17 protein-coding genes, 1 other RNA gene and 26 other annotated features are annotated in these 20,280 nt (G+C 49.7%); of the genes, 10 read left to right on the forward strand and 8 right to left on the reverse strand.

From position 1 onward, the window contains the following. Positions 1–36 precede the first annotated feature (36 nt). The 3 genes from tdcC to tdcA form a co-directional block, all read right to left on the reverse strand. Positions 37–1,379 (reverse strand): HAAAP family L-threonine/ L-serine permease gene (gene tdcC, locus STM3243; RefSeq protein ID NP_462157.1). Within the gene, positions 37–1,368 belong to an annotated coding region; the region does not span the whole gene. Then, positions 1,374–1,379 (reverse strand) — a ribosome-binding site (putative RBS for tdcC; RegulonDB:STMS1H003269). (Overlaps the previous gene by 6 nt.) 9 nt (positions 1,380–1,388) lie before the next feature. Further along, the gene (tdcB, locus tag STM3244; RefSeq protein ID NP_462158.1) for a threonine dehydratase occupies positions 1,389–2,395 on the reverse strand. Within the gene, positions 1,389–2,378 belong to an annotated coding region; the region does not span the whole gene. Next, positions 2,390–2,395, reverse strand: a ribosome-binding site (putative RBS for tdcB; RegulonDB:STMS1H003270). It overlaps the preceding gene by 6 nt. Positions 2,396–2,475: 80 nt before the next feature. Beyond that, the gene (gene tdcA / locus STM3245) for a transcriptional activator of tdc operon (RefSeq protein NP_462159.1) occupies positions 2,476–3,423 on the reverse strand. Within the gene, positions 2,476–3,414 belong to an annotated coding region; the region does not span the whole gene. Continuing rightward, positions 3,418–3,423 (reverse strand) — a ribosome-binding site (putative RBS for tdcA; RegulonDB:STMS1H003271). (Overlaps the previous gene by 6 nt.) Positions 3,424–3,474: 51 nt before the next feature. Beyond that, positions 3,475–3,495 (reverse strand) — a protein binding site (putative binding site for CRP, RegulonDB: STMS1H000117). Positions 3,496–3,538: 43 nt separating this feature from the next. After that, positions 3,539–3,553 (reverse strand) — a protein binding site (putative binding site for IHF, RegulonDB: STMS1H000232). Positions 3,554–3,576: 23 nt separating this feature from the next. Next, positions 3,577–3,599, reverse strand: a protein binding site (putative binding site for FNR, RegulonDB: STMS1H000168). Next, positions 3,599–3,615: a protein binding site (putative binding site for TdcA, RegulonDB: STMS1H000369), on the reverse strand. Its footprint overlaps the feature before it by 1 nt. A 27-nt stretch (positions 3,616–3,642) precedes the next feature. Beyond that, positions 3,643–3,659: a protein binding site (putative binding site for LysR, RegulonDB: STMS1H000268), on the reverse strand. A 30-nt stretch (positions 3,660–3,689) separates the two neighbouring features. Then, positions 3,690–3,714, reverse strand: a protein binding site (putative binding site for TdcR, RegulonDB: STMS1H000370). 1,087 nt (positions 3,715–4,801) lie between these two features. Further along, positions 4,802–4,807, forward strand: a ribosome-binding site (putative RBS for rnpB; RegulonDB:STMS1H003272). Between tdcA and rnpB the strand changes: the two genes are divergently transcribed. After that, positions 4,802–5,182: non-coding RNA, regulatory RNA (gene rnpB, locus STM3246), on the forward strand. Its footprint overlaps the feature before it by 6 nt. A gap of 30 nt (positions 5,183–5,212) precedes the next feature. Here the strand turns inward: rnpB and garK are convergent. From garK to garL, 3 genes are all read right to left on the reverse strand, one after another. Continuing rightward, positions 5,213–6,370, reverse strand: a protein-coding gene (garK, locus tag STM3247) for a glycerate kinase (protein ID NP_462160.1). Within the gene, positions 5,213–6,358 belong to an annotated coding region; the region does not span the whole gene. After that, positions 6,365–6,370, reverse strand: a ribosome-binding site (putative RBS for garK; RegulonDB:STMS1H003273). It overlaps the preceding gene by 6 nt. An 85-nt stretch (positions 6,371–6,455) precedes the next feature. Further along, positions 6,456–7,364 (reverse strand): tartronate semialdehyde reductase (TSAR) gene (gene garR, locus STM3248; RefSeq protein NP_462161.1). Within the gene, positions 6,456–7,346 belong to an annotated coding region; the region does not span the whole gene. Next, positions 7,359–7,364, reverse strand: a ribosome-binding site (putative RBS for garR; RegulonDB:STMS1H003274). (Overlaps the previous gene by 6 nt.) A 7-nt stretch (positions 7,365–7,371) precedes the next feature. Continuing rightward, positions 7,372–8,154 (reverse strand): 2-dehydro-3-deoxy-galactarate Aldolase gene (garL, locus tag STM3249; RefSeq protein ID NP_462162.1). Within the gene, positions 7,372–8,142 belong to an annotated coding region; the region does not span the whole gene. Continuing rightward, positions 8,149–8,154 (reverse strand) — a ribosome-binding site (putative RBS for garL; RegulonDB:STMS1H003275). Its footprint overlaps the gene before it by 6 nt. A 500-nt stretch (positions 8,155–8,654) precedes the next feature. Continuing rightward, positions 8,655–8,660: a ribosome-binding site (putative RBS for garD; RegulonDB:STMS1H003276), on the forward strand. Between garL and garD the strand changes: the two genes are divergently transcribed. Next, the gene (garD, locus tag STM3250) for a galactarate dehydrogenase (RefSeq protein NP_462163.1) occupies positions 8,655–10,243 on the forward strand. Within the gene, positions 8,672–10,243 belong to an annotated coding region; the region does not span the whole gene. (Overlaps the previous feature by 6 nt.) A gap of 239 nt (positions 10,244–10,482) precedes the next feature. Here the strand turns inward: garD and STM3251 are convergent. Together STM3251 and agaR are read right to left on the reverse strand one after the other, a co-directional pair. After that, positions 10,483–11,436 (reverse strand): putative ribokinase family sugar kinase gene (locus STM3251; protein NP_462164.1). Within the gene, positions 10,483–11,430 belong to an annotated coding region; the region does not span the whole gene. Next, positions 11,431–11,436, reverse strand: a ribosome-binding site (putative RBS for STM3251; RegulonDB:STMS1H003277). It overlaps the preceding gene by 6 nt. A 4-nt stretch (positions 11,437–11,440) precedes the next feature. Beyond that, positions 11,441–12,294, reverse strand: a protein-coding gene (gene agaR, locus STM3252) for an aga operon transcriptional repressor (protein NP_462165.1). Within the gene, positions 11,441–12,274 belong to an annotated coding region; the region does not span the whole gene. Next, positions 12,289–12,294 (reverse strand) — a ribosome-binding site (putative RBS for agaR; RegulonDB:STMS1H003278). (Overlaps the previous gene by 6 nt.) Positions 12,295–12,542: 248 nt before the next feature. After that, positions 12,543–12,551, forward strand: a -35 signal (putative -35_signal for STM3253; RegulonDB:STMLTH004583). On the opposite strand from agaR, the gene STM3253 reads away from it, so the two are divergent. The 8 genes from STM3253 to STM3260 all read left to right on the forward strand — a co-directional run bounded on the left by STM3253 (position 12,543) and on the right by STM3260 (position 20,274). After that, positions 12,543–13,462, forward strand: a protein-coding gene (locus tag STM3253) for a putative fructose/tagatose biphosphate aldolase (protein NP_462166.1). Within the gene, positions 12,608–13,462 belong to an annotated coding region; the region does not span the whole gene. (Overlaps the previous feature by 9 nt.) After that, positions 12,569–12,577: a -10 signal (putative -10_signal for STM3253; RegulonDB:STMLTH004583), on the forward strand. It overlaps the preceding gene by 9 nt. Continuing rightward, positions 12,596–12,601: a ribosome-binding site (putative RBS for STM3253; RegulonDB:STMS1H003279), on the forward strand. Before the next feature lie 3 nt (positions 13,463–13,465). Beyond that, positions 13,466–13,471 (forward strand) — a ribosome-binding site (putative RBS for STM3254; RegulonDB:STMS1H003280). After that, positions 13,466–14,387, forward strand: a protein-coding gene (locus STM3254) for a putative fructose-1-phosphate kinase (protein ID NP_462167.1). Within the gene, positions 13,473–14,387 belong to an annotated coding region; the region does not span the whole gene. Its footprint overlaps the feature before it by 6 nt. A 21-nt stretch (positions 14,388–14,408) precedes the next feature. After that, positions 14,409–14,414: a ribosome-binding site (putative RBS for STM3255; RegulonDB:STMS1H003281), on the forward strand. After that, the gene (locus STM3255; protein ID NP_462168.1) for a putative phosphotransferase system fructose-specific component IIB occupies positions 14,409–15,841 on the forward strand. Within the gene, positions 14,414–15,841 belong to an annotated coding region; the region does not span the whole gene. Its footprint overlaps the feature before it by 6 nt. Beyond that, positions 15,821–15,826: a ribosome-binding site (putative RBS for STM3256; RegulonDB:STMS1H003282), on the forward strand. Its footprint overlaps the gene before it by 6 nt. Then, positions 15,821–16,634 (forward strand): putative phosphotransferase system mannitol/fructose-specific IIA domain protein gene (locus STM3256; RefSeq protein NP_462169.1). Within the gene, positions 15,828–16,634 belong to an annotated coding region; the region does not span the whole gene. The genes STM3255 and STM3256 overlap by 21 nt, the downstream gene beginning before the upstream one ends. Before the next feature lie 185 nt (positions 16,635–16,819). Further along, positions 16,820–16,825, forward strand: a ribosome-binding site (putative RBS for STM3257; RegulonDB:STMS1H003283). Beyond that, the gene (locus STM3257; RefSeq protein NP_462170.1) for a putative tagatose 6-phosphate kinase 1 occupies positions 16,820–18,103 on the forward strand. Within the gene, positions 16,832–18,103 belong to an annotated coding region; the region does not span the whole gene. Its footprint overlaps the feature before it by 6 nt. Before the next feature lie 3 nt (positions 18,104–18,106). Then, positions 18,107–18,112: a ribosome-binding site (putative RBS for STM3258; RegulonDB:STMS1H003284), on the forward strand. Next, the gene (locus STM3258; RefSeq protein NP_462171.1) for a galactitol-specific enzyme IIA of phosphotransferase system occupies positions 18,107–18,582 on the forward strand. Within the gene, positions 18,118–18,582 belong to an annotated coding region; the region does not span the whole gene. It overlaps the preceding feature by 6 nt. A gap of 18 nt (positions 18,583–18,600) precedes the next feature. After that, positions 18,601–18,606 (forward strand) — a ribosome-binding site (putative RBS for STM3259; RegulonDB:STMS1H003285). After that, the gene (locus STM3259) for a PTS family galactitol-specific enzyme IIB (RefSeq protein NP_462172.1) occupies positions 18,601–18,897 on the forward strand. Within the gene, positions 18,613–18,897 belong to an annotated coding region; the region does not span the whole gene. (Overlaps the previous feature by 6 nt.) Then, positions 18,889–18,894: a ribosome-binding site (putative RBS for STM3260; RegulonDB:STMS1H003286), on the forward strand. (Overlaps the previous gene by 6 nt.) Beyond that, the gene (locus STM3260) for a PTS family galactitol-specific enzyme IIC (RefSeq protein NP_462173.1) occupies positions 18,889–20,274 on the forward strand. Within the gene, positions 18,901–20,274 belong to an annotated coding region; the region does not span the whole gene. Before STM3259 ends, STM3260 begins: the two co-directional genes overlap by 9 nt. Positions 20,275–20,280: the final 6 nt, after the last annotated feature.

The raw sequence follows: 20,280 nt of genomic DNA on the forward strand, positions 1-20,280 counted from the left end.
CCGCGCCCTGGGGCGGACGCAGGCTAAACGTGAGGATTAGAACAATTTGTAGACAATATTCAGGATGGTCAGCAGACCAATCAGGGTGACGAACACGTTATCCAGACGACCACGGTACTTCGCCAGCGACGGCGCTTTACGAATGGCGTACATCGGCAGCAGGCATAACAGCGAGGCGATAATCGGCGCGCCCATCGCTTCAATCAGGTCCAGAATGTTCGGGTTTGCGTAAGCTACGACCCAGGTAGACCCCATAATGAAGATCATGCTGATGGTGTTAAGCTTGCCCATAGAGACTTTGGTTTTATCGCCTTTATAACCAAATTTCAGCACCAGGCCGTTCAGCCCTTCCAGCGTCCCCAGGTAGTGGCCGAAGAAAGATTTGAAAATAGCAACCAGCGCGATGATAGACGCGCCATACTCCAGCACCGTTGCAAAAGTAGATTTTGTCCCCGACAAAGAGGCGAAATGGTTGGCCAGGTAGGAAAGTACCGGAATGTTCTGCGCTTTCGCATCCGCCATGTTCTGCGGGGAGAGCGTAAACAGGCAGCTAAAGGCGAAGAACATCACCACGGCGACCATCAGCATACTGGCGCGCGAGATGATCTGTGAACATTTACGCTCGGTAAATTCGCGGCCAAACTCTTTCTCATACTCTTCACGCTTAGACACCACGAAGGAAGAGACGATGGGCGAAAAGTTAAAGGAGAACACCATGATAGAGATGCCCAGCCACACCGTAACCAGTATGCCATCGTGCCCGGTCAGCGCGATATTACTGAGATCAACCTGATCGATAACCGCCGAGTTCCAGTAAGGAATCAGCGATAATGAGATTAGTACCAGACTGGCGATAAACGGCCATACCAGGTAACTCATCACCTTAACCATCAGATCTTTACCAAACCAGATCACAAAGGCCATCAGCAGCAGCAAGAACAGCGCCACGAAACCGCGATTCAACGCTGGCATCTGCAGCTGGTTTTCCCAAAACGTCATGAACGTGTTAGTAATGGTGACGCCATAAATCCACAGCAGCGGACAAATCGCAAAGAAGTAAAGGAACGTGATAACTACCCCGCCCGTTTTACCAAAGTGCTCTTCGACCGTTTCCGTAATATTGCCGGACGGATTAGATCCGGATAAACACAGACGCGCCAGCGCCCGGTGACAATAGAACGCAATGGGGTAAGCTAAAACCAGCATCAGAAGAATGGGGATAAGCCCGCCAAACCCGGCGCGGATAGGGAAAAACAGCACCCCGGCGCCGATGGCGGTACCAAATAAACCCAGCGTCCACGTCGTGTCCGATTTACGCCATGACGACTGTTTTGCCTGGCTGGATACAATGCTATCAGTAGTACTCATATCCTATCCTCACGAAAAGATTAAGCGTCAACTAAACCCGTAATTTGTGATACCCGAGAAAGATCGATATTGCCGCCAGAAATAATACTGACCGTTTTTCTGTTCTGAATATGGCTATCTAATTTCCCACTTAATAGTGCGGCGCAAGCCAGAGCGCCAGCGCCTTCAGTAATAACCTTATTGCGCTGAATTAAAGCGATCATGCTGTTACGAATTTCATCTTCGCTAACCAGGACAATGTCATCGACTAATTCACGAACGATTTCATAGGTTAAATTACCCGGGCGGGAGACATCACAACCATCCGCCAGGGTGCCGGTCGTTCGGTGCGTGGTTATTTCGCCAGTGTAATAAGACGCCGCCATACCGTGAACATTTTCGGCCTGTACGCCGATAACTTTAATGGTCGGGTTAATCGATTTAATCGCAATGGCAATACCTGCAATTAAACCGCCGCCGCCAATAGGCACGATGACATTATCGACATCGTACAGATCTTCCATAATTTCCAGACCAATAGTGCCCTGTCCGGCAATGACTTTTGGATCGTCGTAAGGCGGAATAAAAATGCGGCCTTCGGTTTCGACAATTTCACTCACCTTAGCGATGGTGTCATTGAAGTTGTCACCGTGGAGCACCACTTCCGCCGAATAATCACAGGTGGCCGCCACTTTTGACTTTGGCGCGCCCTTCGGCATCACGACTTTGCCGTCAATACCCAGCATTGCGCAAGAAAGAGAAACGCCCTGTGCATGATTACCTGCGGAACAGGCCACGACGCCTTTACGTTTTTCCGCCTCCGTTAACGAGCTAAGTTTGTTAAAAGCGCCACGAATTTTAAATGAACCCGTACGCTGCATATTTTCAAACTTGAGAAATATTTCGCCTTTGCAACGTTCACTAAAATAGTTAGAGCGAGGCATTCCCGTTTTATATATCTTCCCCGCCAGTCTTTTTTTCGCTTCGAGGATATCTTCAATTGCAACCGGGAGATCGTATGTAATGTGCATTATAACCTCTTAACCTGGGTATTAAAAATAAGTTACCGTTGCCCACTGTTCAAAAGAAACAGGTGACGTCAATTTCGCTAAATATGTTTATTCCATATCATTCAATTTCTATTAACTGCCTGCGTCTGCATCCATTATATGATGAATATTGTTTAGCCAATTCTACTAATACTGAAGCGGCTTTTTTGATACGATAATTTTTAGACCATACCGCCGCATAACGTGCGACGGGTAACGTGTCTTGTATGGGTATCGTGATAAATTGATTAGAGCCAAAAGGCGTGGTCATATCGCAGGGAATAACAGTTAAGAAATCAGCATTGAGAACAAGATTATATATTGTGACGACGGAATCTGTTTTAACAATGTTTTCGATGCTGATGCCATTTCGTTGTAGAGTGGTGAGTAATTCGCTGTAGTAGCCCATATTCGTTTGCGGCAACACCCACTGTTCGTCTTTTAACGATTCCAGTGTGATGGTGCCGGTGCATGTTCGGGACTTGCTGGCTACCAGGACAAACTCTGATTCAAACAGCGGCTCGACATGCAGATCCTGTAGCTGCATTTCATTACTGAGCGTACCGATAGCAAAGTCCAGCCGCCCGTCGCGCAGGGCCGGCAGAAATGAAGAGAGCTGGGCTTCGTACATGGATACCTGCGCTTTTGGAAAGACCTCTTTGAACTTATGAATCATATCGGACATGAAGGTAAAGCCAATCAGCGAAGGAAAGCCAAACGAGACGTCGACAACGGTATTGCACGTCATACTGTTCATCTCGTTGATCATGTTTTTCATTTCGCGGGTGATAGATTCAGACCAGGAAAGCAGTACCTGTCCCGCTTCGGTCAACGTAACGCCGGTATTTTTACGTACAATTAGCTCAACGCCAAAATAGGCCTCAACATCGCTAATGATTTTACTGACGGCGGGTTGGGTTAACCCTAACGATTTTGCGGCAGAACCGATAGAACCACTTCTAATGACTTCCTGAAAGACCACCAAATGCTGTGTTTTAGGGAGAACAAGAGTATTCATATCTACCGCTCTGAAATAACATTGTGAACGGCAGGAAGTGTAGCAAATTAAATCTTAAAGGTTATGTGCGACCACTCACAAATTAACTTACCACAATTTTTACATGGTTTTTATTAAATAAAGAAAACCTGATATTTCAATAGGTTACAAAAATAAAGCAGTAACTTAGCCTGATTTCAATCAAAAAACAGGGGCGGGATAACGATATATTATGGCGATAACCAGCCTATTTTATCTCCTATTTTTGATATCCCATGAAGACGATATTTCAATCAATTACGGGACATTTTATCGACAATTCCAGCGTTAAATTTAAAACGTAATTTCTCAAATTTAAGTATAAACCGAAGGTAAATGCGCTTAAAAACCGTTACGCGTCACATTTTTTTACCTTATTTGTTTGCAAAGAAACATTTAATAAAATTTTAACCAAAATATTTCATACATTTAATTTTCATTTAAAACAAATAATTTACACCGCTTTCTTGCTGTTTTTCAGGATGTAATTTTGTGAAAGAAATCGATTGCTTTTCACTTCAACTAAAAATAGCGCAATACATAGCGTTTTGTGTTTCTCATCACAAAAACGAATAATATTATGTCACCACGGCTGTCAATTAATTGCCGGATGGTGACGCTGGCGTCTTCTGCAACCTCTATACCCTTCACCGGCCTGATAAGCAAAAACCCGCCGAAGCGGATTTTATGAAGAGGTGAAACTGACCGATAAGCCGCTTTCTTTCGGGTATAGCGTCGTGGACAGTCATTCATCCTGTCGCCCTGTAAAAGCAAAAACCCGCCAGCTTACACTGACGGGGTTTATGAAGAGATGAAACTGACCGATAAGCCGCTTTCTTTCGGGTATAGCGTCGTGGACAGTCATTCATCCTGCCGCCCTGTAAAAGCAAAAACCCGCCAGCTTACACTGACGGGTTTTATGAAGAGGTGAAACTGACCGATAAGCCGCTTTCTTTCGGGTATAGCGTCGTGGACAGTCATTCATCCTGCCGCCCTGTAAAAGCAAAAACCCGCCAGCTTACACTGACGGGTTTTATGAAGAGATGATACTGACCGATAAGCCGCTTTCTTTTGGGTATAGCGTCGTGGACAGTCATTCATCCTGTCGCCCGGTAAAAGCAAAAACCCGCCAGCTTACACTGACGGGTTTTATGAAGAGATGATACTGACCGATAAGCCGCTTTCTTTTGGACATAGCGTCGTGGACAGTCATTCATCCTGCCGCCCTGTAAAAGCAAAAACCCGCCGAAGCGGGTTTTATGAAGAGGTGAAACTGACCGATAAGCCGCTTTCTTTTGGATATAGCGTCGTGGACAGTCATTCATCCTGCCGCCCTGTAAAAGCAAAAACCCGCCGAAGCGGGTTTTATGAAGAAGTGAAACTGACCGATAAGCCGGGTTCTGTCGTGGACAGTCATTCATCTAGGCCAGCAATCGCTCACTGGCTCAAGCAGCCTACCCGGGTTCAGTACGGGCCGTACCTTATGAACCCCTATTTGGCCTTGCTCCGGGTGGAGTTTACCGTGCCACGGACTGTTACCAGCCGCGCGGTGCGCTCTTACCGCACCCTTTCACCCTTACCTGATCCCACTTACGTGGGCCATCGGCGGTTTGCTCTCTGTTGCACTGGTCGTGGGTTTCCCCCCCAGGCGTTACCTGGCACCCTGCCCTATGGAGCCCGGACTTTCCTCCCCTCCGCCCGTCTCCCCGAAAGGACGACGACGAAGCGGCGACTGTCTGGTCAGCTTCGGCGCGCAGTATAGTGGGTTCGCGCGACTTTGTCACCCTGCGCTGCGCATTCCTATCGCCAGAGCGGCAGCAACATTTCTGGATGCCCGATAAATATTGTCAAAAGCGCCCCGAAAAGCCTCCTCCAGCGTCACGATGCGCGTGAGTACGCTAAAGACAGCGTCGATGCCATAATGATGTACTATCCCTACATCGTGCGTCAGGCTGCCGGCAATGCCAATTACTGGCTTATGATATTTTTTCGCCACATTTGCGACGCCAATCGGCACTTTACCGCGAATACTTTGGCTATCAATCCGCCCTTCTCCCGTCACCACCAGCGTACAGTCGTGGATATGCTCCTCCAGGTTCAGTGCCGCCGTGACAATTTCGATCCCGCTGCGTAATTCCGCACCGAGAAAAGCCATTAACGCCGCCCCCATACCGCCTGCCGCGCCTGCGCCGGGTGCCGTCTTTACGTCGACATTCAGCGATTTTTTTATGATGTCGGCATAGTGAGCAAGATTTCTGTCCAGCTCAACAATGTTCTCTTCGGTCGCGCCTTTCTGCGGCCCAAAAATTCGTGATGCGCCGTTGTCGCCGATCAGAGGATTAGAGACATCGCAAGCGACACGAATCGCGCAGAGTTTTAAACGGGGATCGAGCTCTGAAATATCAATGTCGCTTAGACAATGAAGGCTTCCGCCACCGTAACCGATATCCGCGCCGTTTGCATCGCGCAGTTTTGCGCCTAACGCCTGCATCATCCCTGCGCCGCCGTCATTTGTCGCGCTGCCGCCAATGCCGATAATGATATTGCTTGCGCCGCTTTCCAGCGCCTGCAATATCAGCTCCCCCGTTCCCCGCGAGGTTGTAATCAAAGGGTTGCGTTTTTCTGGCGGAACCAGCGCCAGTCCGCTGGCCGCCGCCATTTCAATAAACGCGGTTTTACCATCCCCGGACATTCCCCAGCAGGCTTTCACTTTTTCACCCAACGGCCCGGTCACCCATGCGGCGCGTTCAACGCCCTGCGTCGCGGCAATCATGGCTTCGACCGTTCCTTCGCCGCCATCGGCAACCGGAACAGAGACATATTGCGCATCGGGGAAAATTTCCCGAAATCCTTTTTCTATCGCCTGCGCTACCTCGGCGGCAGAAAGGCTTTCTTTATAGGAGTCGGGGGCAATTACGATTTTCATAGTGGTAGCCTGTTACTGCACAACGCCGGATGGCGTTTCACTTATCCAGTCTGAAATTCAGGCCCGGATCGCTACACGCCATCCGGGCACAACGTCGTTAGCGAGTGACTTCCACTTTCGCCAGTTTTTCGTAGTAGCACGCCAGCGCGCTATGGTCGTCATTACCGTGTCCATCCGCGCGTAACGCCTGCATCATTTCCATAACGGCGGCGGTCAGCGGGAGCTGCGCGCCAACGCCGTGGGAGGTATCCAGCGCATTCGCCAGATCTTTAATGTGCAGATCGATACGGAAACCTGGCTTAAAGTTTCGGTCCATGACCATCGGCGCTTTCGCATCCAGTACCGTGCTGCCAGCCAGACCGCCGCGAATCGCCTGATAGACCAGATCCGGGTTGACGCCCGCTTTAGTCGCCAGCGTCAGCGCTTCAGACATGGCGGCGATATTCAACGCCACGATCACCTGGTTAGCCAGTTTTGTGACGTTGCCTGCGCCGATATCGCCGGTATGCACCACGGAACCCGCCATCGCTTTCATCAGGTCGTAGTACTTGTCGAAAATGGCTTTATCGCCCCCCACCATCACCGACAGCGTGCCATCAATCGCCTTCGGCTCGCCGCCGCTGACCGGCGCATCCAACATCTCAACGCCCTTCGCCTTCAGCGCATCGCTGATTTCACGGCTTGCCAGCGGCGCGATAGAACTCATATCAATCAATACGGTTCCTGGCTTCGCGCCTTCGATGATACCGTTCTCGCCCAGCGCAACCTCTTTCACATGCGGAGAGTTAGGCAGCATCGTGATGATGACGTCACACTGTTCAGCGATCGCCTTCGCCGTAGAGGCCGTTTCCGCGCCTGCGGCAATGACGTCAGCAATCGCTTCAGGATTACGATCGGACACCACCAGCGAATACCCTGCTTTTAGTAAGTTTTTGCTCATGGGCTTACCCATGATGCCTAAGCCAATAAAGCCAACTTTCATCGTCATAGCGTTCTCTCTTTCCATACCAGGATTATTTTTTAAAGGTGTCGGCAAGCTTCTGCGTGCTGGCGCGGAATGCGCCTAAATCGCTGCCAACGGCGACAAAGGTCGCGCCCCATTCCAGATAACGGCGGGCATCCGCCTCTACCGGCGCCAGAATGCCGCACGGTTTACCGTGCGCTTTAGCGCGGGCGAAAATATGTTGAATCGTCTGCTGCACGTCAGGGTGAGAAGCATTGCCGAGATGACCCAGCGCGGCGGCCAAATCGCTTGGGCCGACAAAAATGCCATCAACGCCTTCCGTTGCGGCGATGGCATCAACATTGTCGACACCCAACTGGCTTTCGATTTGAACAATAATGGTGATGTTTTTGTTCGACTGCGCAAAGTAATCAGGCACCGTACCGAACATATTCGCGCGGTGAGAAACGGAGACGCCGCGAATGCCTTCCGGCGGGTAACGCGTCGAGGCGACGGCGCGAGCCGCTTCCTCTTGCGTTTCAACAAAGGGGATCAGGAAGTTATAAAACCCAATATCCAGCATCCGTTTGATAATGACCGGTTCATTGGTTGGCACACGTACCACAGGCGCGCTGGCGCTGCCTTTCAATGCCATTAGCTGCGGAATTAAGGTGGTCACATCGTTCGGCGCATGTTCGCCATCCAGCACCAGCCAGTCAAATCCCGCCAGACCGAGAACTTCGGTGGTGATTGGGCTTGCCAGTGCAGACCAGCAGCCAATCTGCACCTGTTGCGCCGCTAGCGCCGCTTTAAACTTATTCGGGAAAATAGCGTTATTCATCGCTTATACCTTCGCTTATTTCTTTAATTCTCTACATGTGATGCCGCCACCATAACTTATAGCAACGACAATAAAATGCTTATCTGAAATCAGAATGGGTCTCCGCATTCTATTTCTAATGTGGTACACATCCTGTAGCACAATATACCGTTCTGATATCTTTATCGTCTTTTATTATTATCATGGTATTTTCAAATAACTCGTCAGATACACTGAATTCGCCATTCAGTATAAACAGCCTATGGCGGATAATCATTGTGCAAACGCTCATTAAAAAGGGATTATTTAACGCTTATTTTTGAGCATACGCCCATGATACTGGGCGCTAATGCACACATTTACGCTTTACCCGGCCTACATAAAAAATTTCATAATTTGCGGTGATCTGGATCACATTCTTATATTTATACTCCTGTCATTCTTATTTCATTATGCATGAACTTTATTTCTTATATTGAGATTTAACGATTTAACCATAACCAAAATAGATAATCCTATTTCTATCATCCAGGCTGGAGAATGTTGAACAATGGCCAATATCGAAATTCGCCAGGAATCGCCATCGGCGTTTTATATAAAAGTACATGAAACCGATAATGTCGCAATTATTGTTAATGACCACGGTCTTAAAGCCGGAACACGTTTTCCGGATGGCCTGGAACTGACTGAACATATTCCGCAAGGCCATAAAGTTGCTCTGACGGATATCCCCGCTCACGGCGAAATCATCCGTTATGGCGAAGTCATCGGTTATGCGGTACGCGACATCCCGCGCGGAAGCTGGATCGACGAGTCGCTGGTTGAACTGCCAAAAGCGCCGCCGCTGAATACGCTACCGCTGGCGACCAAAGTACCGGAACCGCTGCCGCCGCTGGAAGGCTATACGTTTGAGGGCTATCGTAACGCCGATGGCAGCGTCGGCACCAAAAATCTGCTTGGCATTACCACCAGCGTGCACTGTGTGGCGGGCGTGGTCGATTATGTGGTGAAAGTGATTGAGCGCGATCTCCTGCCCAAATACCCGAATGTCGATGGCGTTGTAGGGCTAAACCATCTGTACGGCTGCGGCGTGGCAATCAACGCGCCGGCGGCGGTCGTGCCGATTCGCACGATTCATAATATCGCGCTCAACCCCAATTTTGGCGGCGAAGTGATGGTGATTGGCCTCGGTTGCGAAAAACTGCAGCCGGAACGGCTGCTGGAAGGCACCGAGGATGTTCCCGCCATCGCCGTTGAAAGCGCCAGTATTGTGCGTTTACAGGACGAGCAGCATGTCGGCTTTAAATCAATGGTCGACGATATTTTGCGGGTCGCCGAACGCCATCTGACGAAACTGAACCAGCGCCAGCGCGAAACCTGCCCGGCCTCCGAGCTGGTCGTCGGGATGCAATGCGGCGGCAGCGATGCGTTTTCTGGCGTCACGGCAAACCCGGCGGTGGGTTATGCTTCCGATCTGCTGGTACGCTGCGGCGCGACCGTCATGTTCTCGGAGGTCACCGAAGTGCGCGATGCCATTCATCTTCTGACGCCGCGCGCCATCAACGAAGCCGTGGGTAAACGCCTACTGGATGAAATGGCCTGGTACGATAACTACCTTGATATGGGGAAAACCGATCGCAGCGCTAACCCGTCCCCCGGCAACAAAAAAGGCGGCCTGGCGAACGTCGTGGAAAAAGCGCTGGGCTCTATCGCTAAATCGGGTAAGAGCGCCATTGTCGAAGTATTGTCGCCGGGCCAGCGCCCCACCAAACGCGGCCTGATTTACGCCGCGACGCCCGCCAGCGATTTCGTCTGCGGCACGCAGCAGGTCGCTTCCGGCATTACCGTACAGGTCTTTACCACCGGACGCGGCACGCCGTACGGGCTGATGGCGGTGCCGGTCATTAAAATGGCGACGCGTACCGAGCTGGCGAACCGCTGGTATGACTTAATGGATATCAATGCAGGCACCATCGCCACGGGTGAAGAGACAATCGAAGATGTGGGCTGGAAGCTATTTCACTTTATTCTCGATGTCGCCAGCGGCCGGAAAAAGACTTTCTCAGATCAATGGGGATTGCATAACCAGCTGGCAGTGTTTAACCCCGCACCTGTGACCTGATCTATTCTGGAAAGCGCCTCGCAAAACATGGCTTAAGGGCCATGTTTTCATATGTTTGATAAACTGCGCCATGTTCATACCGGATATGGCAAAAACACCTAACCCACCATAAAACCATTCAAATTCAATAAATTGAAATTCTATGCCAAGCGCAACCTTACGTTTCTCACTAATTTGAGTCGCAGCACATGCAATTTGAGGTATGTCGAATATAACGACAGCCTATTAATCACCTTTACTTAATTCTGCTGCCTCATCAATTCTTTAATTTGTGCCAGCGTGGACGTGCCTTCCATCGGCCCACGCGCAGAGATAGCCAGCGATCCTGCGGCATTAGCATGGGCTAAAGCATCGGGTACGGAATATCCCGCAAGAAACAGGCTGACAAAGGTTGCGCCAAAGCAATCGCCAGCGCCTGTAGGATCAACCACCTTCACCGGATACCCAGCCACATGATGTTGTTCGTCTTTTGAATAGTAACTGGCTCCACGGGCGCCACGTTTAATGATGACATGGGCAATTCCACGCTTGTGAAGCCTTGCGACAATTTTCTCTTCATCGCGGGATTTGCTCAGGCCGAAATAATCCAGTTCGCCATCGCTTGGCAGGAAGAAATCCGTGTAATCAAGAATATATTCAAAGGCCTGCGACATTTCGCGGATCTTTAGCATCTCTTTACGGATATTAGGATCGAAAGAAATTGTGCCACCATTTTCTTTTACAATGCTAATCGCCTTGCGTACGGCATCGATCAAACGAAAGGAAAATAATGACGATCCCATAATATGAAAGTGGCGATATTGCCTGAGTAATGTTTCATCAAGGTGGTCGGCACTCAGCAAACCGCACGCACTGTCCGGCATGTTGAAAATAAAATCTCGCTGGGCCTGGCTTCGGTAGCTGACAAAAGCACTACCTGTTGTGGCGTTCGGCAGTACGGAAATTCCCTGTACATTTACGCCATCGCGCGACAATCGGGTAATATTCATAACGCCAAAGGCATCGTTGCCAACACAGCTAAACAACAATGAACGAAAACCAAGTTTAGCAACCTGATCGGCAAATATGGCAGGCGCCCCACTGGGATACGGCCCCCAAAATTCCCCCGGTGAGGAAAATCCCTGGTTCTCTTTTTTTGCCAGAAACTCGACGAGCAATTCACCCAATGTTGCGATTGTTATGTTCATGCGTTGTCCTTCATCTTGCCTGATGCAGGGTCGGGTTTATCCAGGTCAGACATTCGTTATTGGTATAGCTGTTGGTTAAGCCGTCGGCCAGAAACCGTGAGTGGTACTCAGCGGCGACAATCTGTGGCGTAATAATCGCGCTCAGCGTATTCAGTTTTCCTACCGGATAACGCGCCACATCATGAATCGGACGCTGCGCCACCACGGCAATACTCTGTCCACTAAGGCGCAGGCATTCACTTAGCAAAGCAGCTGCACTTTCGTTTTTCACGTTGAGCGTGCCATCCTCGCTGATATGGTCCACCATCACCAGACAACATGACGGTTGAAATTGTTGCAAAGATTGGATGGCGATTTCGCCCCCCAACGCCTGACCACTATGCCCCAGTACACCGCCCAACAACACAATTTCACCATCGATATAATCACGGGCCGGTGCAACATGGCTAAGATCGTTGATGATAAGGCACAGATCCCGATAATCGCCCAGGAAAGGAAGCGCTTTACGCAACACCTCTCCGGCCCCCAGAAACACGGTATCGTCGTCGCAGACCAGACGGGCAACTTGCTTAGCCAGTTCAAGCTCTACGCTATGCTCTAACGCCTGCGACTGCACCACTTCATGGCTTACCGCTGCTCTGACGGGTTGGGCCGTGTAAATCGCTCCGCCAAAGGAGCGTTTCAGATAGCCTTGCTGCTCCAGGTAATTGAGATCATTACGGATCGTTACCCCTGAAACCGATAACATTTCAGCCAAATCGTCTACTTTTATTTCGCCGTTTTTACGGACGATTTCGGCAATGTCCAGACGCCTTTTCAACAGGCTGGTAGATGGTTTTGCCACAACATACCCTTTTTTTCCGCTTCGTCGGGAAGTTATCCCGTGCTTTAACTTTCATTTTTAAACTTCTGACAGGGGATGTCAATTTTGCACCACGTCACCGAATGCTCAATGGAAAACATCACAATAAAATCAAGTAATTATAGAATTTTCATATCTTCCATTTACTTACAAAACAAAATTTAAATCCACACTTTTTCTTTCATTTAAGAAAAATTATCCTGCTTTTGTGTTGATGATCACAATCATGTGTGGCAATGATCGTTACATTACTTTCAAAACGAAGGTTATTTTTATTTTAAACTTTAATTTCGAAAGTTATAAACGGAGACCACTATGTTCATTATTTCCAGTAAAAATATGCTCCAGAAGGCCCAGCATGCAGGCTATGCCGTGCCAGCCTTTAACATCCATAACCTGGAAACCTTGCAGGTGGTGGTAGAAACCGCCGCAGAAATGCGCTCACCGCTGATCGTTGCCGGAACACCAGGCACGTTTAGCTATGCCGGAATGGGTAACATTGTGGCGATCGCGGGCGATCTGGCTCGTGAATACAATCTGCCACTGGCCATTCATCTGGATCATCATGAATCGTTAGCCGATATTGAAAGCAAAGTTATGGCAGGGATCCGTTCAGTCATGATCGATGGTTCCCACTTTCCCTTTGAAGAGAATGTGGCGCTGGTGAAAAGCGTGGTCGATTTTTGCCATCGCTACGACACCAGCGTGGAGGCAGAACTGGGCCGCCTTGGTGGGATCGAAGATGATTTAGTGGTAGACAGCAAAGATGCCCTTTACACCAATCCACAGCAAGCACGTGAGTTTGTGGCGCGCACCGGCATTGATTCGCTGGCGGTTGCTATCGGCACGGCACACGGCATGTATGCCGCTGAACCTAAACTTGATTTTGAGCGACTGGCAGAAATACGCGCTCTGGTGGATATCCCTCTGGTATTGCATGGGGCATCTGGTTTGCCGGAAAGCGATATTCGCCAGGCCATCAGCCTTGGGGTATGCAAAGTCAATGTTGCCACCGAACTGAAAATCGCCTTCTCCGACGCCTTAAAAGAGTATTTCCTACAAAACCCGAAAGCCAATGATCCCCGCCACTATATGCAACCAGCAAAACAGGCGATGAAAGAGGTGGTACGCAAAGTAATTCATGTTTGCGGCTGTGAAGGGCAACTGTGAGGAATCGCCTGTGATCTACACGCTAACACTTAATAGCGCGATTGATATGAATATATTTAGCGATCCTTTACAGCCAAATATTGTCAATCGCACTCACCACACCGAGTTTTGCCCAAATGGTAAAGGGGTAAATGTTGCGCTGGTTCTGGATCACTTTCAAATACCTGCGCATATATTAGGCATTTTTGGTGGTTTCACCGGGCATTATATTGTAGAAAGCCTGCGTACCCGAAAAATGCCAGTCACACCAGCATGGGTAGAAGAACCCACGCGGATTAATATTTTCATTCATGACGGTAAGCAGGAATATAAACTGGTCAACCCTGGCTCATATATTCCAGATGAATGTAAACAACAAATTATCACGATTATTTCGCAACTGCCCGATGCAGACTATCTGGTGATAAGCGGCAGCCTGCCACAAGGTATTGAAAGCCGCTTTTACGCAGAAATCATGCATATTTGTCAGCAAAAAAATATCGGCGTAATTTTAGATATTAGTCATCCGTCATTACGTCAGTTACTGGAGTTCAAACCGTTATTAATTAAACCAAATGATGAAGAGGTTAAAGCAATATTCGGTTTAACTGTCTCTGACGACAATGATGCGAAAAATACTCTAACCACTTTACATGCACTTGGTGCACAAAATGTTCTGCTAACCCTTGGCGCTAAAGGAATGTATTTCTCCAATGGGATTGATTACTGGTTTTGTAGCGCGCCAACGGTTGATTTGGTGAGCTCCGCCTGTGCAGGCGATGCTGCACTGGCCGCCTTTCTCAGCCAGTGGTTATCTACAGGAGAAGTGGAATATGCCTTATCTCTTGCCAGTGCAACAGGAGCTGATGTCGCAAGTTCTGCCGGACTAGGCCAACTTGCGGCAATAGAAACCTTACTTTCGCAAATCCACGTCAGAAAGCTGTAGGTTAAATTACAATATAAGGTCTGCTTATGAAAAAGATCATTGCAGTGACCGGCTGCCCTACCGGTATTGCGCATACATTTATGGCTGAAGAAGCCTTAAAAAATGCCGCGAAAAAATTATCTGTTGAAATAAAAGTTGAAACCAATGGTGCCAGTGGCGTTGAAAATGCTATTCAACCTGCTGATCTGGTAGATATTGCCGGAGTCATTATTGCGGCGGATAAAGATGTCTTACCTGATCGCTTTAATGGTTTACCGGTTATTGAAGTACCGGTAAAAGAAGCAATCCATCATCCTGCGGAGCTGATTAACAAAGTTATTAATGGTGAAGCCCCAATACGTAAAGGCGAATCAACCACCAGCACGGAAATTATCGAAAAAGAATCACTGGGGCGACAAATTTATAAGCACCTGATGAGTGGTGTTTCAAATATGCTACCTTTTGTAGTTGCCGGAGGCATATTAATTGCGGTGTCGTTTTTATGGGGGATTTATTCCGCTGATCCTAATTCAGCTGAATACAATGCAACCGCCGCAATGCTAATGAAAATCGGTCAGCAAGCCTTTTCGATTATGGTTCCGGTCTTTACCGCTTATATTGCATTCTCTATTTCTGGCAGACCAGGGATGGTGGCTGGATTTGTCGGCGGCTTACTGGCAAATGCTACCGGCGCAGGATTTCTTGGTGGGATAATTGCCGGATTCGCCGCCGGTTACCTGATGTTATGGGTAAAGAATCGACTCGAAGGCTTACCGCGTCAGTATGAAGGCCTGAAATCGATTTTTATTATGCCGCTCATTGGCGTACTGGTTATTGGCGTGTTGATGTCGCTGCTTGGGCAACCTGTCGCAGCTATCAATAATAGCATGATGAACTGGCTGGCATCGCTACAGGAAGCGAATCCAATATTGCTGGGTATTGTGGTGGGTGCAATGTGCTCCTTTGACTTTGGCGGCCCGGTAAACAAAGCCGCTTATGTCACCGGCACGCTTTTACTGGGCCAAGGCAACTTCTACTTTATGGCTGGTGTGTCTGCCGCATGTATTACTCCACCACTGGTAATTGCTCTGGCGACCACCTTCTTTCCAAAAGGTTTTAGCGAGGAAGAACGTGCCGCAGGCATGGTTAACTATATCCTCGGTTGTACACACATCACTGAAGGCGCGATTCCTTTCGCAGCGAAAGATCCTTTGCGTGTCATCCCGATGATGATGATTGCTTCCAGCATTTCCGCAGTACTTAGCTACAGCTTGCGTATTCAGGTTCCGGCTCCTCACGGCGGCTTCTTAATTTTACCTTTGGTGAGTCAGCCGCTGGCCTGGGTGTTATGTATCCTTGCGGGCTCTGCATGTGGTGCGGTGATGCTTGGCCTATGGAGATTGTGGGCTGTGCGCAAAAATTCAGTCAACACAACTCCTGTAGCAAAGGCTGGAGGTCAGAATGCAGCTCTGTGAACACGATATTTTTATCAGCGATGAGCGCCTCGATAAAGTCACCGCTCTGCACCGTGTGGTGGAAAAGTTATCTGCGGCTGGCAATACCACGACTGACTATTTACGCGGCATGTTGGATCGCGAAGCACAGATTTCCACTTATCTGGGAAATGGAATCGCGATCCCACACGGTACGCCAGAGTCTCGCGATGCGGTATTACAAACCGGTGTAAAGGTAATCGTTTTTCGCCACGGCGTTGACTGGGGTGACGGCAATACCGCGTATCTGGTCACCGGAATTGCCGCGCGCTCCAATGAACATCTTGAGATTTTGCGCCAACTGACTCGCGTGCTCAGCGATGACGCTATTCTGCAAGCACTGGCTAAAGCCGAATCCCCCAGTCAGGTTTTAGCGCTACTGACTGGATCGACGACCAATACGCCAGCAGCCGTGGAGTTGCAGGAGGGTGAGCAGGCAACGTTTGTCATCCATAATCCGCATGGTTTACATGCCAGACCCAGTGCGGTACTGGTGAAGTTTATCAAACAGTTTCAAAGCCACATTACGGTAGAAAATCTGGATAACGCCTCCGGCCCGGTGGACGGGAAAAACCTGATGCGAGTGGTGTCGCTCGGCGCGAAAAAGGGGCATCGCTTGTTGTTCCGGGCGCAGGGCGAAGATGCACAGCAGGCACTACGTGAAATCGGGGAGCTTATCGCCTCTGGTGCAGGCGAGATGATCACCGTTCCCGTTACCCCACCACCAGAAGTCATGCAGCCAAAGCGCAGTTGGCTATCTCGATTGTTTAATTAGCCTTCATTTGTTCCTCCGTGCCCGCTCCGGCGGGTACGGTTTTTCATGACAAAGTGAAGTTACAGACATTACACACCATTTCGTTACCTTACATTTCCTTTCGCAACTTTCATTTATCAGATCAAAATCACAAAACAACATTACGAAAGCCTATAAATTCTTTCGAAGAAGAAAAACGAAAGAACTCGGAGATAAAAGTGAAAGAAATAATTGCTCGTCATAAAGCAGGAGAACATCTGGGCATCTGTTCAGTTTGTTCTGCTCATCCCCTGGTTATCGAATCAGCTCTGCTTTTCGATCTCAATACTGACAACAAGGTATTGATTGAAGCCACATCCAATCAGGTGAATCAGTTTGGCGGTTATACCGGAATGAAACCGGCTGATTTTCGTGATTTTGTTTATGGCATTGCTCAGGAAGTGGGATTTCCACGTGAGCGGTTGATTCTTGGTGGCGATCATTTAGGGCCTAACTGCTGGCAGAACGAACCGGCAGCGGCGGCAATGGAAAAGTCGGTTGAGTTAATAAAAGCGTATGTCGCCGCTGGTTTTAGCAAAATTCACCTGGACGCGTCAATGTCCTGCGCTGACGACCCGACACCGTTGGATCCGATGGTCGTTGCACGCCGTGCCGCCGTGCTTTGTAAAGCAGCAGAAGGGACCGCAAACGAAGAACAAAAATGCCATCTGACTTATGTCATCGGCACGGAAGTGCCCGTTCCTGGCGGTGAAGCCAGTACCATCGGCAGCGTTCATGTCACCCGCGAAGTCGATGCTGCACGTACGCTGGAAACTCACCAAATCGCGTTTCGTGAATCAGGTCTGGAAGAAGCACTGTCACGCGTGATCGCCATTGTGGTACAGCCGGGCGTTGAATTTGATCATACCCAGATTATTCATTATCAGCCGCAGGCGGCACAGGCGCTCTCCGCATGGATAAAAGAAACGCCGATGGTCTATGAAGCGCATTCGACTGATTATCAGACGCGGCAGGCCTACCGTGCGCTGGTACGCGATCATTACGCCATTCTGAAGGTCGGCCCGGCGCTCACTTTCGCGCTGCGCGAAGCCATTTTCGCACTTGCGCAAATGGAAAACGAGCTGATCTCCCCGGAACAACGTAGTCGGGTACTGGAGGTCATTGATGAAGTTATGCTAAACGAACCGGGCTACTGGAAAAAATACTACCGTCCAACCTGGAGCCAGGCGATGGTCGACATCCACTTTAGTTTGTCTGACCGTATTCGCTATTACTGGCCGCACCCGCGTATTCGTCAAAGCGTAGAGAAGTTAATCGCCAATCTGAACAACGTCACATTGCCGCTGGGATTAATTAGCCAGTTTATGCCCGTACAGTTTGAACGCCTGTCTGAGGGCGTGCTCACCCCTACGCCGCATAACCTGATTATTGACAAAATTCAGGATGTTCTGCGCGCTTATCGCTTCGGTTGCACGCCGGATGTCGCCTGAATAATGGAGAATTTATGAGCCAACTATTTGTCCGAACCGGAATCACATTCGACTCGAGCCAACAGGCGCTGGCGCACATTGGCAAAGAGATGCTGGCGAAAGGCGTGGTACATGATAGTTATCCGCAGGCGCTGGTGGAACGTGAAGCGTCTTTTCCTACCGGCATTGCGCTGGAGCGTCACGCCGTCGCTATCCCTCATTGCGAGGCCGTTCATGCGAAATCACCCGCTATCTATCTGATTCGTCCAGATAAGCCGGTCATGTTTCAACAGGCGGATGATGACGAAGAGATTGCCGTTTCGTTAATCATCGCCTTAATCGTTGAAAACCCGGCGGCACAGCTAAAACTTCTGCGCCGCCTGTTTAGTGAGCTACAGAACCCAAGCACCCTCGATGCCCTGTTAAGCGCGCCGGATGCCGAACTGGCGATACGCTTTCAGGAAACCATCCTTGAGCCTGAGCAGTGCGTCCAGGTTTGATAATAAATTGATAATAATGAGGAATACCCTATGAAACGTAAAGTAATTGTGGCCTGTGGCGGTGCGGTTGCAACCTCAACGATGGCTGCGGAAGAAATTAAAGAGCTGTGTGATGCCAACCATATTGAGCTCGACTTAGTGCAATGCCGGGTCACCGAAATCGAAACCTATATGGACGGCGCCGATCTTATCTGTACCACTGCCAGGGTCGATCGCGCCTTTGGCAATATTCCCGTCGTTCACGGTATGCCTTTTGTTTCCGGCGTGGGTATTGAAGCATTACAGCAAAAAATTCTGTCCATTCTCATGGGGTAACGTATGTTTAGCGAAATAATGCGTTATATCCTCGACTTAGGCCCAACGGTGATGCTGCCTCTGGTGATCATCGTGTTCTCTAAACTGCTGGGAATGAAGCTTGGGGATTGTTTTAAATCGGGTTTGCATATTGGTATCGGCTTCGTGGGTATTGGTCTGGTCATCGGCCTGATGCTGGATTCTATCGGCCCCGCGGCGAAAGCCATGGCGGAACATTTCCAAATCAATCTCCACGTTATTGACGTCGGCTGGCCGGGTTCATCGCCCATGACCTGGGCGTCACAAATCGCGCTGGTCGCGATCCCTGTCGCCATCGGGGTTAACGTCCTGATGCTAGTGACCCGCATGACCCGCGTGGTGAATGTCGATATCTGGAATATCTGGCACATGACCTTCACGGGCGCCATGCTGCATCTGGCGACCGGTTCATACTGGCTGGGGATTCTGGGCGTTGTGGTTCATGCCGCCTTTGTCTACAAACTGGGGGACTGGTTTGCCAAAGATACCCGCGACTATTTTGGCCTCGAGGGGATTGCTATCCCACACGGCTCATCCGCGTACCTGGGCCCCGTGGCGGTGCTCGTTGATACCATTATCGAGAAAATTCCGGGTCTCAATCGTATTCACTTTAGCGCAGACGATGTCCAGAAACGCTTCGGACCGTTTGGCGAGCCGGTGACTGTCGGCTTCGTGATGGGGCTGGTGATTGGTGTACTGGCAGGCTACGACGCCAAAGCCGTTCTGCAACTGGCGGTCAAAACCGCAGCGGTGATGCTGCTTATGCCACGCGTCATTAAACCTATTATGGATGGCCTAACGCCTATCGCGAAACATGCGCGTAAACGTCTACAGGCTAAATTTGGCGGGCAGGAGTTCCTGATAGGCCTTGATCCAGCGCTACTGCTCGGTCATACCTCTGTTGTCTCCGCGAGCCTGATATTCATTCCGCTGACCATCCTGATTGCCGTCTTAGTACCGGGGAACCAGGTGCTGCCGTTCGGCGACCTCGCCACCATCGGTTTCTTTATTGCGATGGCGGTCGCGGTACACCAGGGCAACCTGTTCCGCACGCTGATTTCAGGTGTCATTATTATGGGTATCACCCTGTGGATAGCCACCCAGACGATTGGCCTGCATACCCAACTGGCTGCCAATGCCGGAGCGCTAAAAGCTGGCGGACAAGTCGCCTCGCTGGATCAGGGCGGTTCCCCCATCACCTGGCTGCTGATTCAACTTTTTACCTGGCAGAATATCGTCGGCTTCGCCGTCATTGCCATTATCTATCTGGCCGGCGTACTGCTGACCTGGCGTCGCGCCCGACAGTTTGTCGCGGCTGAGAAAGCCACGGCGCTACAGCAAAGTCAAATCGCCTCTTAATTTTAG

Origin of the sequence: Salmonella enterica subsp. enterica serovar Typhimurium str. LT2 (assembly GCF_000006945.2) — a bacterium.
Lineage (GTDB): Bacteria > Pseudomonadota > Gammaproteobacteria > Enterobacterales > Enterobacteriaceae > Salmonella > Salmonella enterica.

Excerpts from the sequence above, each read along its gene's own strand:
- STM3258 (NP_462171.1), top strand. The coding sequence starts at position 18,118 with ATGAGCCAACTATTTGTCCGAACCGGAATCACATTCGACTCGAGCCAA.
- STM3253 (NP_462166.1), top strand. The coding sequence starts at position 12,608 with ATGTTCATTATTTCCAGTAAAAATATGCTCCAGAAGGCCCAGCATGCA.
- STM3256 (NP_462169.1), top strand. The coding sequence starts at position 15,828 with ATGCAGCTCTGTGAACACGATATTTTTATCAGCGATGAGCGCCTCGAT.
- STM3259 (NP_462172.1), top strand. The coding sequence starts at position 18,613 with ATGAAACGTAAAGTAATTGTGGCCTGTGGCGGTGCGGTTGCAACCTCA.
- STM3255 (NP_462168.1), top strand. The coding sequence starts at position 14,414 with ATGAAAAAGATCATTGCAGTGACCGGCTGCCCTACCGGTATTGCGCAT.
- tdcC (NP_462157.1), bottom strand. The coding sequence starts at position 1,368 with ATGAGTACTACTGATAGCATTGTATCCAGCCAGGCAAAACAGTCGTCA.
- garD (NP_462163.1), top strand. The coding sequence starts at position 8,672 with ATGGCCAATATCGAAATTCGCCAGGAATCGCCATCGGCGTTTTATATA.
- tdcA (NP_462159.1), bottom strand. The coding sequence starts at position 3,414 with ATGAATACTCTTGTTCTCCCTAAAACACAGCATTTGGTGGTCTTTCAG.
- tdcB (NP_462158.1), bottom strand. The coding sequence starts at position 2,378 with ATGCACATTACATACGATCTCCCGGTTGCAATTGAAGATATCCTCGAA.
- garK (NP_462160.1), bottom strand. The coding sequence starts at position 6,358 with ATGAAAATCGTAATTGCCCCCGACTCCTATAAAGAAAGCCTTTCTGCC.
- garL (NP_462162.1), bottom strand. The coding sequence starts at position 8,142 with ATGAATAACGCTATTTTCCCGAATAAGTTTAAAGCGGCGCTAGCGGCG.
- STM3251 (NP_462164.1), bottom strand. The coding sequence starts at position 11,430 with ATGAACATAACAATCGCAACATTGGGTGAATTGCTCGTCGAGTTTCTG.
- STM3260 (NP_462173.1), top strand. The coding sequence starts at position 18,901 with ATGTTTAGCGAAATAATGCGTTATATCCTCGACTTAGGCCCAACGGTG.
- garR (NP_462161.1), bottom strand. The coding sequence starts at position 7,346 with ATGACGATGAAAGTTGGCTTTATTGGCTTAGGCATCATGGGTAAGCCC.